This window comes from Pseudomarimonas arenosa (genome assembly GCF_014841215.1).
Classification (GTDB): Bacteria; Pseudomonadota; Gammaproteobacteria; order Xanthomonadales; family Xanthomonadaceae; genus Pseudomarimonas; species Pseudomarimonas arenosa.
In genome coordinates this window covers 1-17,850 of record NZ_JACYTR010000002.1, presented here as the reverse complement: position 1 = coordinate 17,850, position 17,850 = coordinate 1, and the positions used below count along the sequence as shown (strand labels likewise).

The following is a 17,850-nucleotide window of genomic DNA, read 5'->3' as shown; positions in this document are numbered from 1 at the left end:
CACCTGTGATCGGCGTGCTGGCGCTTCGGCTGGTCTCGGCGGGTTCGCGACAGGCTGCGCCTTGGGCGCAGCCGCATCGATTGAACTCGTCCGAGTGCTGAATCCAAGGCGTATTCCATGGTGGCTTCGGAATTCATCGACCTACTCGGGTGCTTCGAGATCGAAGGCGTCGTGGTTCTCCGGTTGCAGATCCCAGATTCGATTGGGTTTGAATGGCATCGGCTTGCTGGTCTTGCCGCGCGGCCCTTCGACCTCGTCGCTGACCTTCCAGACCGATCCATCATCATTCATGTACAGCCGTTTCATTTCTTCGGCATTGAAGGGGCGGGAGCCGACGCGGCCCAGCACGGCGATCTGTCCACCCGATTCATCCACCGCTCGATCGCGTTCCAGACCACGTGACAGCGACAATGCGGCGTGCTTGGTCTGCCAGGTCGCGACCAGTTGTGGCTCGGGTTCGGCGGCGTAACCGTAGAAATTCGGCTGCAGATCGGGCGAGGTCAGCTGCACCACCTTCAATCCACCGGTTCCATCGGCGACGTAGAGGAAGGGCGAGGCATTGGTCGAGGCCACTACGACGTCACGTGCATCGACGATCTGGCCGCCGGCATTGAACATCCGATACAGGGTGGGTTGATCGGCCTTGCTGACATCGATGATGGCTACGCCTTCGTTGCCATTGGCGACGTAGGCATAGGTACGCGCCACATGCAGTTTGTGTGCCTGCTGCAGGGGCACCACGGCGTCCAGCAGTACCGGCTGCGTCGGTTGCGTGATATCGATGACCTGCAGGCCCCTGGCCGAGGTGACGAAGGCGTAGCGGAACTGCACCTGCACTGCCCGTGGATCGTCCACCGCCACGGTGGTGACGTGCTGTGGCTTCATCGGGTCGTTCATGTCCAGCACCACCACGCCGCGCGGGGTCGAAGCGAAGAACCAGCGGCCGGCGATGGTCAGATGACGAACGCCGGTGAGCACGCCGCCTTCGTTCCAGGTGAGAGCGCGCTCAAGGAGATTGTTGCGCGGTTCGAGATCGGCCAGCGTATCAACGTTGACCACGATCAGACCCTCTTCGGCATCGGCGATGAAGGCGTAGTGGTAGATCGGGTGGAACGGCTGCTCGAGATTGATGTCTCGCATCAGCTCACCCTTGTTGCGCTCCGGCGCTACCGGTTGGGTGGTCGGCAGGGCGACGCAGGTAGCGTTCTTGGATTCGATGTGGGTGTCATGGCCCAGCTCCGAGAACGGAGCGGTGATCACGCGCTGCGAGAAGCCCTTGTTGGCGATGCTGGCAATGTCGTAGGCCCGCGTGCCCTTGCTGCCCTCGGAGACAAACAGGTACTCGCCGCGGTGCTGAATGCAGTTGGCCGTGCCTGCGCTATGACTGTAGCCCTCGGGGAGCTTGTTGCCGCGTTCCTGATGCTTGCCGTAGCGCTCAGGGTAGGCGTACTTGTGCAGATACGAGCCGATCACCGCTTGCGGCTCGTCCCACTCGGTCACCACTACACCACTGATTTCACCGTCACCGCCAACCCAGGCGTTGAAGCCAACAAAATCGACGAACTTGGTGCCCTGCAGCAGCAGCTGCGCCATGATCGCGTTGTTGTCGTTGTTGTCCGATACGTGGCAATCGGTGCAGCGCTTGGTTTCCGTGCGACGCTCGGTGTGCGGATAGTGCGGAGCGAAGGCCTGCGATGAGAAGCCGCTGGCGGCGATTGGCGGTTGTTGGATATAGATGCGTTCGCGGTTGGTATTGGTCGAGGACAGCACCAAGGCCGAGGACGAACGGACCGGCGCTATCTTGTAGTTCTTGATCTCGCCGTGAATGCCGAGCTGGAACATGTCGTCGCGTGCCACCTGCGGGTTATAGGTGGCATAGTTTCGCGTCTCCTTGCCCTCGTAGTGCTGGCGTTCGGTCTTCCAATTGGCCTGAATCGGCAAATGACAGCCACCACAGCTGGTTGTCCAGGAGGTGTGGCAGGTGTAGCAGAGCATCGTTTCCTCGCCATGCGCGCGTTCTTCCTTCGGCACATCGGTACCGTAGGTGAACTTCTCGGTATCGCGCGACATGGTGTGTGAGCGATCGGCCAGCACGTTGTACTCATCAGAGGCCTTGCTGGAGACATCCTTGAGCAGGGTCATGGTCCATTCCAGACCTGGCACCACCGCCGAGCGCTGGATCAGCTTGCCGTCGATCCATTCGAAGCGGCGCTTGCCATCCGGATTGCGGATCAAGGAGAGATTGGTGCCCGAGGTCGGTGCCATCGGGCCGGAGGTGCGCAGCTCAGGATAGGCGTCGGCGGTACCGTGGCAGTCCTGACACATGATTTCGACACCGGCCATCACCTCGCCAACGATATGACCGTTGGAATGGGCATCCTGCTGGAAATGGCAGTCGACGCATTGCATGCCAAGATCGACATGCACCGATGACATGTGTACGGCTTTCTCGAATTTCTTCGGGTCGTCGTTGGCCACCTTGTTGCCTTCGGCATCAAGCAGATTGCCCTTGCGATCGCGCTTGAACACGGCGCGGAAGTTCCAGCCATGGCCGTGGTAGTCGGCGAACTGGGTGGCGGTGAGGGAAGGATTGCGCTCGGCCACCGATTGCAGGAACTCAGGTTCGGCCCAGTTGCCGCGAATCGCCGCTTCTTCCGGGTTGCGCTTGTTGATCGCGCGGATCTGCGAATCGGTCGGTTTGCGTTCCTCTTTCGGGAACATGGTCGGGGCATCGGGCTCGTAGTCCCACATGATGTAGCCCAACATGGTGTTAATGAACATGTTCGGCTGATGCATGTGGCAGATCATGCATTGGCTGCTGGGAATCTGCCGGGTGAACTCATGTTTCAGCGGATGGCCCGGCTCGTCCTTCGGAATGGTCGGGTCGAGCTGCTGGCTGAAGCCCTCGTTGCCGAACTTGGCATAGATCGAGCTATGCCGCGGATCGCGGTCGTTGGCGTAGACGACGTGGCAGGCAGTGCAGCCGGAGGAACGGAAGTCGCCTGGATTCTCATTGGTGCCAAGGAACCACAGGTGCGGGTCGTTCAGGCGCGACTTGTGAATGTTCAGCACCGGAATGGCCACACGCTGGCCGGTACCGGGACCTCGGTTACTCTGCTTGAGATCCGGTCGGCCGGGCTCTTCCAGGCGTTGAATCAAGCCGAGTGAATTGGGCAGGCCGGTTTCCGGGAAGGTGGTGTTAATGTTGCGACCGCCGCGCTCGAACACGCGGAACACGTCTGCGGGCGGGATCACTTCCCAGGCGGGCAGGGGATACAGCACCGGCAAGATGCCGCGCTTCTTCATCTCATCGGTGACCTCGACCGGGTTGCTGATCGCGCCCCAGCCACTGTCTTTTGTGTAGTACTCACCCAGGTTGTAGCGCTTGTAGGGCAGGATGCCGTTGTTGTACGAAGCGCCGCCCCAAAGCATCGCCGAGGTGGCCATCAGACTGGTCTTGGTGGCCTGAACAATGGGCAAGTGGCAGGCGCCGCAGGCCTCATCCGCGATGCGCAGGTCACCCGGATTGATGAAGCGGATGAACTCCGGCGACTCATCATTCAGATGGGCGTAGCCATCCTCGGGATTGCGCGAGGCCGGGTAGTACCAGCGGTCAGGAAAGCGCGGCAGCACATGAGCTTGTTCCATCGCGCCGAGATACTCGCTGCTGTAGGGAACCGAGACGTGCGGATACTTGTGATGGGCGTCGTACTCGACTTTCTTCAGCGGATTGATCGAGCCGATGGCATGGCGCTCGAAATGCTTGCCAGGGGCTGGGTTGGTGACCTGTGCATTGCCACCATGACAGTCGGTGCAGCCCAGCACCACGGCCGGGTTGCGATGCATGGTCTTTTCATCGCTCTTGCTGTGGCAGCTGATACAGCCGTCGGACTTGGCATCAGCCTCAGCGGCGGTTTGAAACGACGGCGCGGGCGGATGCGTGGTGTACTCGCGATCGACGCCCTTTTCTTCGGCGCTGTGCGCGGTGCTGGCGAACAGCACGAGCAGGCAAGCGCCAAGCAGTCGGTTAAGTGGGTTTGACCGCGGTGCGGCCTTCGGTTGTCGATGTGGGGTCGAATGCATGATCGTCATCGCCTTAGAAGGTGAGCACCAGGTTGGCGAGCACGGTGTAGTAGGTGTCGTCATCGCCATACAGATCGGCGAGGCCATCACCCGGGTTCAACACCGCGCCTGAGAGTCGAAACACCAGGTTCTGTTGCATGTAGGGGCGCCAGATCCAGGCGACCGAGAGGTCCTGTCCGATTTCGCGATCGATAGGTGCCTGATTGCGCGCCAGCTCCAGTGATGATGTGTCGTCAAACCAGAGTTGATTGAGGTTGACCGAGACGCGGGACTGCGGCGTGAGGTCAAAGTCTGCGCCGGCTCCGATCAAGCGCAAGCCTGGGCCGTCGAAGTTGCTTTGGCCGAGTTCCTTGGATGAGCGAAGTGTGGGGATCATCGAGTTGCGGCCGGTCAGCGCCACACCACCGCCGCCAATCAGTGGCATGTTCTGGCGGATCCAATAGCTGGTATCGGCACCGGCAAAGATCGGGTTCTCGAAAATGGCATCATAACCATTCGATTCATCATCGAACGGGTCGTCATCGCCGGAGGCCCAGGCTACCGAGGCGCGAGTGCGGATCCAGTCGAAGTCCATGCCGGCTTCGGCGGCGAAGAATCCGGCAAAGATATCGTTCTCCTGGCGAATGAACACCGCATCGTTCTTGCCCAATGCCGCATAGGCCGACACGGTGAGATTGAAGCGTCCGAAATGGCCGTCACCGTTGTAGCCAAGATAGGTAACGTCGTACTCGCGCGGGCGCTCGATGCCCAGTGAGGCCGGTCGAGCAATGAAGCCGTTCTCGTCGAAGAAGAACTCGCTTTCGCGGTTGCGGTTGTGAACGATGGTGCCCTGGGAAACGAAACCAAGTCGTGGCCAGTCCTGGAAGTAGGCATTGACAACAAACACGTCGTCGTCGCGCAGACCCTCGAACACGTCATTCAGACCGCTGTTGGTGTCCTTCTCCACTCGGCGGAACCAGGCCAGGTTGTACTGAAACCGATTGTTATGGCGGTTGCCGAACAGGCGCACGCCGAACTGCAGGTCCTGAAACAGAAAACCGCGGAAGTCCGTGGAAAAGGGTTGGATGCCGACACGCAGCGAGTCGAAATCGTAACGATCGGACACATCGCGCAGATGTCGGTCGTAGAACAGCTCCTGCACGGCGACAAAACCGTCGTCACGCGTGTTACCGAGGCGCGGATCGATCTGCAGTGCGCGTATCTCATCGGTGTCGACGCGGTTGTACTGCGCCGCCAGGGTCAGGCGAAACTCATGCGCGGGTGGCTTGAATACGGTGTCACCCTTGAACAGGATGATGCCGGCCAGGAAGGTCTGTACCTGGATGCGTTGATCGATGCCGGAAAAGATATCGATCGCGCCCGGGTTGTCGCTCGACTGCGGGCCGACCGGCGTTGGAATCGAGCGCGGCTCAATGATGGTGTCGGAGATACCAAGCAGGGAGAAGAACCAATCCTTCCCGTCCAAGCCCGGAATCTTCATCGGCTTGTCGCCCTTCCAGATATTCTGGTTGTACGGGTCGTACCAGGGGAACTTGAAGCCCAGCGCCTCCATAATGCGCCAGCGGTCGGGCAGCGGAACGAAGTTGCCGACCTGATCGACCGGTGCCGGATCGATGGCGCCCTCGTTGACGAAGTCACTTTCTTTTAGTTCGGTGACCGGGTGCCCCGGACGACGCCGTGGAATCGCCGACTCCTGCGGATTGTAGACACCAGCCGGCAGCATCTGAGTCCACTGCAGCCAGCTTGGCAGAGAGTCGCCCGGATCGGCGTGGGCCGGTGCCGCAACAAGACCAAAGGTGGCTGCAGCCAAGGCGAAGGTTAAGGGAAGTCTTTTCATCTCACTTTCCTCCGCACACGTTCTGTTGGTCGGAGTTGAGGAACGGCGACTGCGGGCACTGTACGTAGCGCAGCCGCGAGCCTCTCACCTCCAGTTGATCGGCGCGGATTTCGGGCGGCGCATTGCCGATACCGCTGTTGAGGCGCAGGCCTGCATTGTGGGTGCCGAGGAACGAGATCATGTCATCCTGATCGATACCATCGCCGGACACGCCGATGCCGCCCACCAGCTGGCCGTTGCGATAGATCGGCACGCTGCCGGGGAAGATCTGGATGCCATTGGCCAATCGTGGCGTGCCGGTGCACGAACCGGGCGCGGGATCGGCCAGCGGTGCCGGAAAGCCCGGGCGCGGCGCCCCCACCAGCAGTTCCCCTTCGAGCAGAATCGGCAGGCCGAGCTGATTGACGTAGTGGGCAACGTGCAGGGCGAGATTGTTGTAGACCAGGTCCAGCTGGATGCCGTCGTGGAACGGACTCCACTGATCGAACGGGCGGCTGAACGGCCCTGATTGTGGGCTGATGATGCCGTCTGGGAAGTAGGGCCGGCTGAGATTGCCGCCCGCGCGGTCACTGAAGGCGAAAGCACCGTCGCCAAGTGCGGTGGGCGAGTCGAGAAATTCGCGCACTCGGGAGACGTAATCGCCGATCTGCACGGTGTCCACCACACTGAGATTCAGCGCGGTGGCATTCGCGTTGGGGACCAGTGAGGTGGCGAAGTAGTTGACCTCGGGGCGCGACAACAGCTCTTCGGCGGCGAAAGCACCGGAATAGAACGCTGCAGTGCGGGCCTTTTGCAGTGATACATCGGCGCCGAAAATCGGTGCATCGCGGGTGCGTGCGAAGGCCAGGATGGTGCCATTGGTGTCGACCACGCTGATACTGACCCGGGCCTGCGTGCCCAGCGGTTGGCGGATCTGCGCGCGCGCTGCATTGGCGATGGCGAGTGCCTCGTCGACCAATACACGGGCCTCCTCGGCAGTGATCGCGCCGGCGCCGTCGGTGCCATCGATTGGCGGGTAGCGCAAGGCGCCGTCGCGGTCGACCAGGACAAAGGCATCGCGACCGGGGTAATGGTCGGCGTCTGGACGGAAACCCGAGGCCGGTGAGCCAAACACCGTGCCATCGCGCAGAACACCATCCCAGTAGGCCGGCACGGTCTGGAAGCCGGTGGACTCAAGACTGGCGGCGTTGCCAGGTCCGGCAGACAAATCGCTGAATTCAGCGTCATTGAAGCGGAAGGTCTTGCCGTCGACGGTGATGCGATCGCCGCGACGATCGACCGGCGCGGCGAAGCCAAAGGTGCCAGCCGTGGCGATCAACTCGTCGAGATCCTGGTCGCGGTCGGAGATCACCGGATCGAGGCCGTAGTCGTTGTCCGCGGCGACACCGATACCGCCGACCGGCACACCGGACTTGTACAGCGGCAGGCCACCCGGGTCGGCCGACAGGCCGAGCGGTGAGCGGTGCGGCCCAGGTCCAGTGGCGGCGAAGTCGCGAGTGGTGAAGTCAGAGCAACTGAGCTGACTGAACTGGACACCGAACAGCGGCCCCGACGGGGCATTGAACTCACCCGGATTGAAGTGCTCCTGCACGATCTGGTTGGCGGTACGGGTGGAAAAGGCATTGCCCTCGGAGGACAGGTAGGCACCGGTGATGGCCTTGGCGATGGCGGCCAGCTCGCGCGGCACATTGAGGCCCTCGAGGCCGCCGACCACACCACGCTGGGTTCCGACCCGAACCAAGGTCTCGGCGCCGTTCATGCGGTACACAGCCAGCACATTGCCGACCCGGTCGACGACCGCGATGGTGGCCTTGGCGTTTCTGGCGCCGGCTTCGGCCACGGCCTGGGCAATGATGGTGCGAACCTCAGCCGTGCTCAGGAACGATTGCGCGCTGACGCAAGCGCCTTCACAGCCGCGGGGCGGTTCTGGCGGTGGCGGCGCGGTGCCGACCGGATCGGTGCTGTTGCTGCCGCCGCTGCAGGCGCTCAAGGCCAGTGTTAAGGCCAACGAGAGGGCTGTCCAAGCGAGCTTGTGCATAGATTGATCCCTCCTCGAGGATCCGGTCTTGCGCTGCAGACGCGGCAACGCGGGTGGCACAGCGAGTGTCTTAGTGGAGCGTGCTGGATAGGTCGGGTCGGTCATAGATCTACCTGCAGCAAGTGCTGCGATTCGTGGTAGCCGTGGCAGCTGACACAGCTCGACTCCAGCATGTTGTGTCCGCCTGCTTCACCGGCATGACACTGACGGCAGTTGGCGATATCGGGAATCAGCAAGTCACGACTGGAGTCGGATTCCTTGGCGGCATGACAGCTGTCGCACTCCATGGTGGTGTGCTTTCGATGGGTGAAATGCGCCTTGTCGAACCACACGCCAGCGACGCGCACCGGTGCGACCTGCCACTCGCCGGGCTGCCGACCCGGCGACACCGAGTGACACACAGTACAGGCGCGGCCAGTAAACAGGCTCTCGCCGACGCTGCGGGCCTTGTCGCGCGCCCAGGCCAGTGCCAACTGCCGCTGTTGCGGTTCGATCGATTGGCCAGGACGACGACGCACGCGTAGCGATTCCGGGGCGGCTTGGTCGGTGACTTCGCCTTCCAAGGCGCGGCGCGCATAGAACTCGTCGAGCATGTAGACGATCTCGTCGATCTTGGCGTGCGGCACCTCACGCTCGGGTTCAGTGATGTCGAAACTCAGCTTGTGGCAGTCCTGGCACATGGTTTCGAAGTTCACCGGCTTCATCGCCGCGCCACCTGGCTCCGGCTCGTGGCAGCTGGCGCAGACCAGCACCTTGTCGCCGGCGGGCGAGGCAATGCCCTTGGCATCAAGGTGAATATCGTGCGGGAACTTGATACCGGATTTTTCCTGCAGATCGGGGCTCATCGCCACACGTTCCATCGTCAGCTGACCTTCCTTGCTCCAGGTAGGCAAGGACACCTGAAACGGCGGGTGGTCGCTGCCGAAATCGCTGACGTCGGCCAGCTGGCTCTTGCCCGCGGTCGATTGCTGCAGGCCCTGATGACAGTCACTGCACAGAGATTGATCACGCCGGATCAGACCGGCAACCCCGTTGTGATCGCGATGGCAATGGGCGCATCGCGCCTCACCCAGTTCGGGCAGATTGAAGGCCACCGGGTCGGCATGCGCCGGCGTCTGGGCGTGACAGGTCAAGCAATCCTTGTCCTTGACCCAGGCAAAGCCCTCGCTATGACAGGCTTGGCAGTCTTCGCCGAAGAAATGGTGAGCGGAAGCCAGCTCACCGGCTTCCCAGGCGCCACGCGAGGGCAGGGGGGCGCTCTTCAGCACTGCATCGAGCGGCGCGATGTAATGGGAGAGCAGCGGCAGTACCAGGAACAAGGTCAGCGTGGCTACAAACAGAATCCAGGCCGGCATGCGCTTGCCAAGTTTGGTTTCGGACAGCGAGGTGGGCAGGCGCTTGCGTGCGGCGGTGGCCTCCTGCTCGGATTTTTCGATGGTGGAGATCTCGACACCGGCATCGTAATCCTCGGGGGCCGCGATCAACTCGATGCGGTGGCTGCCAATCTCGATCTGGGTGCCGGGGCCGCAGTTGATCTGGTGGACGATACCGCCGTTGACGCGGATGCCGGCCTCGATGACAGATTCGACGCGATACTGGCCGTTGCCCAGGGCAGTGACCCTGGCGTGCTCCAAGGCCACGCGCATATCGGTCAGGAACAGTGACTGATTGGCGGCGCGGCCGATGGTCAGCTGCTCGCCGAAATGGATGTCATCCTCGTAGCTGAGTTGGCCCTTGCCCTTGCGATGAATTCGTCGCACCAGCCAGCGCATGCGTCACCTCACCAGTAAAAGAGCACGGAGACGATGTGCGCGGTAAGCGCGCCCGCCAGGGCTATCGTCAGGGGCACATGGACATAAAGCCAGATCTCCATCAGTGCCTGCAGTTGAATGTCGCGTGCCACGCGGCTGGCCAGATTCTTCTTCCTGTTCAACAGGTCGATCAGCTTGCGCAGCGCTTCGGATTGCTTGTCGCTGGCCGCCTGTCCGGCAAGGAAGTCGACCATGGCGAACATGGTGGGTGAATCCTTGGTGGCCTTGCGGGCCTTCTTCTCGCGCTCATCGACGGCCGATTTCAGGCTGCTGAGTGCAGCATCGGAATCGTCGTGCGCAGTCAACTGCGACCACACGCCGCCACCCAGACGTGTGCGCTCAATCGAACGCAGGACGATGGCATGAATCTTCGGATCGACCGCATCGGCCAGATTGAGTGCGTTCTGATCGATCTCGGCAATCTCGTCGAGCAGCGCCTCGCGGGTGGCGTTGTCGCGATTGCGGGTCATCAGGGTGGGATAGCGCAGGTAGGCGTAAACACCGAAAAAGCCGGAAAAAATCACCGCCAACATCAATACCAGGGCCAAGGTATGCACGTTCCAGCCGACCTGGAAACCAGAATGCAGGAAGGCGATCAGAATCAGGGCGGTACCGAGGTAGACATGCGCCGACAACCAGCCGGCGGCGGTGCCAAAGCCGCTGCCGTAGCGGCGCTTGCGCACGCCGAAATAGGTCAGCCAAACGATGATCAGGGCGCCGATCGTGCCCAGGGTGTAGCCGAGCCAGGTGCCACCATTGGGCGGCGCGCCCTCTGGCTGGTGCCACAGATACGCCGCGAGTGAGGCAAGCGCCAGAAACCCAGCCAACCAGAAATAGCGGTAGCGTCGGTAGTTTAGAAATGACGCATGCATGATGGCTGACTTCCCCCTTGTCCCCGGCGATCGAATGGCGCTGTCGCTTCATTGTTCGAAAGGCGCGTTGCCGTGCTTCTCGAACGATGGGCGAGGCGCCCGGTCCTGCTCTCTACCGCTGAACCCGCCGTTCAACTGGCAGGCCTTCCTGATCGGCTCTCCATAGCCGAAGCGTGCAATCTTAACAGCTTGCTAAGATCTTGATTGGGCGTAGCCGACCAGATCTTCGGGCGAAATGCGAATGGCAGCGCCTGTGGGGCAGGAGCGCACGCAGGCCGGCCCGCCTTTGATGTCCTTGCACATATCGCACTTAACTGCCTTTTTCTCTGATGGTTTGCTGTCCTTGGCGTACGGAGCCTCCCCGGGCCCGCTGCCAGAACCAAACAGCAGCCATGACAGCAATCCTGGCTTCTTGGCCTTGCGCCCTGACATCTGAATCACGCCATACGGGCAATTACGTTCGCAGTTGCCACATCCGATGCAGTTGTCACCAATGAAGACCTCGCCTTCCGGCGTGCGATGGATGGCGTCGGGCGGGCAATCCTTCATGCAATGCGGGTGTTCGCAGTGACGGCATGAGGTGGGCACGTGCACGTTGGCATAGGTTGGCCCGGCTTCGCGATCGAGGCGTGAGGTTCCCTGATGGGTTTCGGCGCAGGCCTTCTCACAGTTGTCACAGCGCACGCACAGTGCCTCATCGATCAGCAGCACATCAGTGGCTTCACCAATGCCTTGGCGCATCAGGAAGGAAATGATGTCGATGCCCTGGCCGGCGGTCTGAACAGCCAGATTGGCGGCCGCCCGCTGGCGATACTCACCCTGCAATTGCAGGCGCAGAGCGGGGTCGCGGGCCAGCAGCTTGCGGAATGATTCGGCACTCAAACGAATCGTTTCGGTGGCAACGGCCGCCTTGACCGTAGCCGATCGCTTGGAGTCGCCGAGCAGGGCCATCTCACCGACATAGTTCCCTGCCGGCACATAGGACAACACGATTTCGCGGCCGCCGATATTGCGCGAGATGGTCAGTGAGCCGACCCGGACCAAGTGCAGGGAATCGCCCTCATCACCCTCGGAGAACAGAATCTCGTCTGGCTGGTACTTGCGAATGTCGGCATCGGCGACGATGTCGGCCAGATCCTTGGCGCTGGATTTCGGAGTAAAGCGCTGTTGAATGGCGCGGGTGATGAACACCAGATCGATCTCGCGCTTCACTGCATCGACCGAGTTGATCAGTCGATTCATCGAGCGCCGCGGCGTTTCCACAAGTACGCAGTTGGGCCCGGCGAAAACGCTGGCTGAGCGACGCCGACCGGAAATCAGGCTCATCTCGCCGAAGAACTCACCCTGGCCAAGGCTGATTCGCTGCCCCGTCTCGCTGTTGACCTCAACCTCGACCGTGCCTTCAACGATACAGAAGAAGGTATTGGTGTAGTCGTTGCGGCGAAACACCGGTTCACCCTTCTTGGGCGCTCGCACTTCCGAATCGAGCATGAATTCGCGCAGCTGCAACGGTGTGATGTGCGAGAGCAGGCGGACATTGTTCTGAATCTTGCTCAATGCCGCTTCCACCGTGGTGAAGCCCGGCATCTTGTTGAACTTGCCGCGCAGCAACGGTTCGTCGGCCGGCTCGACCTTCTCGCCGAGTATGTATTCGACGACCTCATAGCCCTGATTCATCGCCTGCTTGATCAGCGGATAGCCGCCCAGCGCACCGACGATATAGAGCCCCTTAACGTTTGATTCGTATTGCGGCGAAATCGCCGGCACCGAGGCGGGATCCTTGTTCGGGAACTGAATGCCGCAGGATTCCACAAACTTGCGTGGCGCCGTGGCGCCCAGACGGGCAATCACCCGATCGCAGAGAATCTGCGCCCGCCCCTTGGGGGTGGCCAGCACCATTCGGCCCGGCTTGCGGCCGACCGACAGTGCCTCGACCTTTTCCGGGCCGGCACCGTAGTAGCAGGTGATACGCCCATCATCGATGGCCTTCAGAATGCCATCGAGATTGCCCTGCTTGGCACGGGCAAACTCGTCACGCCGGTTGATGATGATGACTTCGTTCTGTTTCGACAGCGCTATCGCGTTTTCGATGGCAGCGTCACCGGCGCCGACCACGATCACCGTCTCACCCATGTACTCGTCGGGGTCGTCCAGCTGGTACTGCACGAAGGGCAGGTCCTCGCCGGGCACACCCAGCTTGCGGATATTGCCCTGCAGGCCGATGCCCATGATGACGTTGTCGGCTTCGAAGCTGCCCGTCGTGGTGGTCAGCACGAAATGGCCTTCGGCCTGCTTCTTTATCGCCGTGACCTCGGCGCCATGCCGAACATTGACCTTCAACGCAGCCACGCCATCATCCCAGGCACCCAGGATTTCCTCCCGGCTGCCGGCCTTGAAGGGCAGGGGCGAGCGCAGTGGCAGAATGCCGGGCTCATCCATCACGTGCTTCCCCTTCTGATAGCGGAAGATCGTGTTGGATAGATGTGGCTCTGCTTCCAGCAGAACATGCGATATGCCGCGTTCAGCGGCGCGAGCGGCTGCAGACATGCCGCCCGGCCCTGATCCGACTACAGCAATGCGGAATCTTTCCGTCATGCGGCGCCCCCCCAGGCGCTAAGTCCTGCCCGATCATACCAGTCTCGTTCCAGGGTTTTCACCCCGAGTCGCTGGCGGCGGTCCGGCATCGCTGTTTCGGCTCAGGCTGGGTAAGCTATGAGCGACTGTAGATGCCGGAACCGCTGATGAGCGATGCCTATCGCCGACTTTGTGAGGGATTGCCGCCGCGTCACGCCCCTGATCAATCGAGCTTTCCCACTGATCCTCGGCGCGTGAAAGCTTGGGTGGAAGCCTTGCCCAGAGCCAATCAGGCGGCGACCTACAAGCAGCTCGATGATGCCCTGGACTCCCTCTGTGAGGTGCACCTCGACGGCGCTGCCCGGCTGGGAGTGTTGGAATCGCTGCGCTTGCCTCTGCTCGAGGCCATCACCGCCCTGGAGCTGCAGTGCCAGGGCGGTGGGATCCCGCTGTCGGCGGCCAAGGCGCGCGCCTTCGAGCAGCTGTACAGCTTCGAGAGTGCCTTGGCTCGGTGTTACCGGCTGGCGGCCATCGAGTACTGCGCGCCGTCCGGTTCGGTGCCCCTGCTGCGTGGTGGCAGTGTGGCGACCTGCCTGGAGCGTGCCGCCTACCACACGGCCCGCTGCCTGATGCTGTCTTACTTCCTTTACCACCAGCCGGTGGCAGGTAGTTGGTCGGCCCTGCATGCTGTGCATGAGTTCGCGGTGAGCTGCAGGCTCGACGAGAAGTCCATTGATGAGGCCGCGGAAGGCCGCGCGACCAACGTCAAGCAGCTGTATCTGCAGTCCTTGTTGGTGGCCTTGTCCAATCCCTATCGATTCAGCCAGCGCGAGCAGGCCGACTTCTGGAAGTTGTCGGCCAATCTGGTGGCCTATGTGGGCCTGACCACCTCGGGCAGCGGCGATGCGCATCCGGTGCCGGTGGGCAGCGACGCGGGGCCTGGCTACACGGCGGGCGAGCGCGCCGACGAGGGGGGTCTGTGGATTGACCTGGGCCCGCTGCGGCAGCAGCTTGACCAGGCGCTGGCTGCCAGCGACCGCGACCTGATCGTGTTGCGCTTCAAAGGTGCCCGACCGCAGGAAGTGCCGGCCGATCTGCTGCGGCGGATCATCGGCGGCTGGGGGCGGGCCTCCTCACGTCGCAACCAGCGGCTGTCGGCCGGACACGAGCTGGAAACCGTGCTGGGTCTTGGCAGCCTGCATTTTCATCTCAGCGGCATGCTCGATTTCGACACTTTTCTCGGCCGCGCCGGCGTTTCTGAAGAGAATGAAGACAAACAGCGCGCCGCATGGGCGCGGGCGCCGGTGGACGCCGGGCGTATACCTGTGCACCGCGCCGAGGTGATCGATCAGAGCCTTGGCGGATACCACCTGCATTGGGGCAGCGAGGAAGGCATCAAGGCGCGGGTCGGTGAGTTGATCGGTCTGGCCATCAGCTCGATGGAAGACGGCCGTCACTGGCTGCTCGGCATGCTGCGCTGGCTGCGCTTCGCGCAAGACGGCTCGGTGGACGCCGGAATCGAGCTGCTGTCGCGCTATCCACGTCCGGTGGCCATTCGCAGCATGGAAGGTGGCGACGCCGGTCGACATGCGCACCGCGCGATCGAGTATCGGCCGCTGAAAGGCGAGAAGGAGGCGCAGCTGTATTTCGCCGCGCCGACCAGCCTGGTCGGCAAGCAGGCGCGCCTACAGGTGCTCAGGGTGGCCGAGCAGTCGGACATCGAACACCCAGTTCCACTGAAGGTTCAGGCCGGCGATACTACGCGGCTGGAAGAGAGCGGTGACTTCGTACTGCTCACCGCTGATCTAGGACGAGCATGATCTCAGAGCAATCCCCCAGCATCGCCGGCCATCAGGCGCGGCGACAGACGCGGCTGGTCAAGATCGGTGGCGTGGAATTGGGTCACGGCCGACCGATCGTGGTGCAGTCGATGACCAATACCGATACCGCCGACATCGCGGCCACGGCCAGACAGGTTGCCGAACTCGCCCGTGCCGGCTCCGAATTGGTGCGCATCACCGTCAACACCAAGGAAGCTGCGGCAGCGGTTCCGCATATTCGCGAACGACTGCAGGCGATGGGTGCCGATGTGCCGCTGATCGGCGACTTTCACTACAACGGCCATCAGCTGCTGACCGAGCACCCAGCCTGTGCCGAAGCACTGGCCAAGTACCGCATCAATCCGGGCAATGTCGGTTTTGGCAAGAAGAAGGACCTGCAGTTCGCAGCGATGATCGAAACCGCGCTGAACTACAGTAAGCCGATCCGAATCGGTGTGAACTGGGGCTCGTTGGATCAGGCCCTGGCGCAAGCCTTGATGGACGAAAATGCCAAGCGGGCCGAGCCCTGGGATGCCGCCGCCGTGATGCGTGAGGCCCTGGTTCGCTCGGCGATCGACTCGGCGCGCCGTGCGATGGAGCTGGGCATGTCGGCAGAGGCCATCGTGCTGTCAGCCAAGGTGAGCGGCGTGCAGGAGTTGATCGCGGTGTATCGAGAAATGGCATTGCGCACCGACCATGCATTGCATCTGGGTCTGACCGAAGCGGGTATCGGCAGCAAGGGCATCGTCGCTTCCGCGGCCGCCCTGTCGGTGCTGCTGCAGGAAGGCATTGGCGACACCATCCGCATCTCACTCACTCCAGAGCCCGGCGCCTCGCGCACCCAGGAAGTAGTGGTGGCGCAGGAGCTTCTGCAAACCATGGGGCTGCGTGCCTTCACCCCGATGGTGACCGCCTGCCCAGGCTGCGGTCGCACCACCAGCAGTTTCTTCCAGGAACTCGCGCAGAAGGTGCAACAGCATGTTCGTAGCAAAATGCCCGAGTGGCGCATTTCCCACCCCGGCGCCGAGAACCTCAGCCTCGCCGTCATGGGCTGCGTGGTGAACGGCCCAGGCGAAAGCAAGCACGCCGACATTGGCATTTCGCTACCCGGCACCGGCGAAGCCCCCGCCGCCCCGGTGTTCATCGATGGACAGAAAGCCATGACCCTGCGCGGGGAGAATATTGCCGACGAGTTCGTCACTGTAATCGACGACTACGTCGAACGCCGATACCGGACAAGGCAGAGCGGGGTAGGGTGACCAGGTATATCAACCCCAGCCCCGCGCCGCGATAACGAACCTGCGGCGGCGTGATTATTCGAGATTAAATGCCACGCTATATGACAGCGACAACAGCAAAAGTCGAACAAGGTGTTGATATGAGTGTCGTTTCCCCTGTGCAACTTGCAAAAGACCGGCCCTATCGCGACCAGAATAGATGTCAAATGGCGTCTAATCTGACGTGTAAAATGCAATCGAACTGTAGTTAGCGTTGCAATGAGAAAGGTCCCTGAACCCCTTCACGGCAAAGTGCTCGGCTTAGCACTCGCCATTGCCAATGCAGTCGAGCGAGCCGATCGCCGCAAGGCTCGAGGTGCTTTTCGGCGGCTCAGAGGCTTGTACCGCTCAAGGCTCAATCAACCTGATCCGTTCCTAACCGAAACACTCGCAGATTATACAAACGGCGCTCGCTCGGCCGCGAAACTATATCGTCTCGCAATAGAGCAGAGCTCAGCATTCCCTGGCGAGCCCATCTTCACAAAGCAAGTTGCTCTGGCATCGAGGCTCCTGGAGTTGGGCTACATCGCTGAGGCTGCTAACATCGCCACTGACGCTAGGCCCGCCGCCGAATCGGCTGGTGACGAAGTCATTCTTGCAGAGCTTCGCGAGGTAGAGGAATCTTTGTCTCAGCGCGTTCGTGTTGCAAGCTAACTACGTATTCGAGCTGACCGTTGGGAGAGGTCATGGTGTTTTCTGTTAGTCTGTCGGCCAACGGCAGCTCAATACGGCGTTAGCTTCCTGGTTATGATTCCTGTTGCGTCCCGCACTCCCCTTGTCGAGCTCCTCGTGGCATCTATCCGAGCGTCCGTTGCTGCGATCCGTGACAAAGCCCCGGGGCAACGGCTGTCGGCGTTCGCAATTTTTACCGATGACGGTCTGGTTTCTTTGGGTTGGGCCGCGAATGTGTCCGGCTACCCTGAGGGCGATGCTAACAACCCGATAGATGCCGTCGATTATCCTTTCGGTGGCTACAAAGAGTTCTCCGCACCACAGGCGCAACTGAACGCTAGCTACAACGAGAGCGCTGCTCGCGGCACATTCGAAGAGCACGTTTTAGGGAGCTTTGAGTGTATCGTCGAGGCTCTCGCCTCAGCTAGGTCGCTCGGCGTGATCGAAAACGACGTGCTCGTCTTTCCATGCAGTACAGACCCTAGCGAGCTCCTTGAGTCTCTCGAACGAGCGGCCGTTGAACGCCTCAACGACTCGGAGCGCGTGAAGCAGTGGAACCTTGCGCATGAGTAAGCTGGCACTTCTAGTACGGAAGCTAACTACGTATTCGAGCTGACCGTTGGGAGAGATGATGGAGTTTTCTGATAGTCTGCCGGCCAACGGCAGCTCAATACAGCGTTAGGCTTACCTTGAATACTCTTGCAGCATTACTAGGCGCGGCGATCTCAGCAACGTCACCAGCTTGTCTTGCCCCCAGATCCTTGGACCCGATGAAATGATAGACAACCATCGAGGAGCAAGACATGGGACGCAAGAGCGAAATGCCTGCAGAGAAGCGCGTAGACCTGGTATTGGCGCTATTGAGG

At 61.4% G+C, this 17,850-nt stretch carries 10 protein-coding genes; 3 read left to right on the top strand and 7 right to left on the bottom strand.

Annotated elements, in window-relative coordinates; translation table 11 throughout:
- Window positions 1-141: 141 nt before the first annotated feature.
- The 6 genes from IFO71_RS01115 to IFO71_RS01090 all read right to left on the bottom strand — a co-directional run bounded on the left by IFO71_RS01115 (window position 142) and on the right by IFO71_RS01090 (window position 13,236).
- On the bottom strand, window positions 142-4,083 hold the full coding sequence (locus IFO71_RS01115; RefSeq protein ID WP_192027684.1) for an LVIVD repeat-containing protein: 3,942 nt from the start codon (window positions 4,081-4,083) through the stop codon (window positions 142-144).
- A 13-nt stretch (window positions 4,084-4,096) separates the two neighbouring features.
- Entirely contained in the window at window positions 4,097-5,920 is a 1,824-nt protein-coding gene (locus IFO71_RS01110) for a hypothetical protein (RefSeq protein ID WP_192027683.1), read from the bottom strand.
- Window position 5,921: 1 nt separating this feature from the next.
- Window positions 5,922-7,958, bottom strand: coding sequence for a GlcG/HbpS family heme-binding protein (locus IFO71_RS01105; RefSeq protein WP_192027682.1), 2,037 nt, complete (start codon window positions 7,956-7,958; stop codon window positions 5,922-5,924).
- A 101-nt stretch (window positions 7,959-8,059) separates the two neighbouring features.
- Window positions 8,060-9,730, bottom strand: coding sequence for a cytochrome c3 family protein (locus IFO71_RS01100; protein ID WP_192027681.1), 1,671 nt, complete (start codon window positions 9,728-9,730; stop codon window positions 8,060-8,062).
- 8 nt (window positions 9,731-9,738) lie between these two features.
- On the bottom strand, window positions 9,739-10,641 hold the full coding sequence (locus tag IFO71_RS01095) for a hypothetical protein (RefSeq protein ID WP_192027680.1): 903 nt from the start codon (window positions 10,639-10,641) through the stop codon (window positions 9,739-9,741).
- A gap of 192 nt (window positions 10,642-10,833) precedes the next feature.
- Complete coding sequence (locus IFO71_RS01090) at window positions 10,834-13,236, bottom strand: cyclic nucleotide-binding domain-containing protein (protein WP_192027679.1); 2,403 nt, start codon at window positions 13,234-13,236, stop codon at window positions 10,834-10,836.
- Between the two features lie 146 nt (window positions 13,237-13,382).
- Here IFO71_RS01090 and IFO71_RS01085 point away from each other — a divergent pair, with 146 nt between their 5' ends.
- The 3 genes from IFO71_RS01085 (at window position 13,383) to IFO71_RS01075 (ending at window position 17,557) form a co-directional block, all read left to right on the top strand.
- Window positions 13,383-15,035, top strand: coding sequence for a hypothetical protein (locus tag IFO71_RS01085; RefSeq protein ID WP_192027678.1), 1,653 nt, complete (start codon window positions 13,383-13,385; stop codon window positions 15,033-15,035).
- A complete protein-coding gene (ispG, locus tag IFO71_RS01080; protein WP_192027677.1) occupies window positions 15,032-16,294 on the top strand; it encodes a flavodoxin-dependent (E)-4-hydroxy-3-methylbut-2-enyl-diphosphate synthase in 1,263 nt (420 codons plus the stop codon). Before IFO71_RS01085 ends, ispG begins: the two co-directional genes overlap by 4 nt.
- A gap of 807 nt (window positions 16,295-17,101) precedes the next feature.
- A complete protein-coding gene (locus IFO71_RS01075; protein WP_192027676.1) occupies window positions 17,102-17,557 on the top strand; it encodes a DUF4303 domain-containing protein in 456 nt (151 codons plus the stop codon).
- A gap of 94 nt (window positions 17,558-17,651) precedes the next feature.
- On the opposite strand, the gene IFO71_RS21640 is transcribed toward IFO71_RS01075, so the two are convergent.
- On the bottom strand, window positions 17,652-17,850 hold a 199-nt coding region (locus tag IFO71_RS21640; protein WP_225444278.1), incomplete at its 5' end, for a hypothetical protein.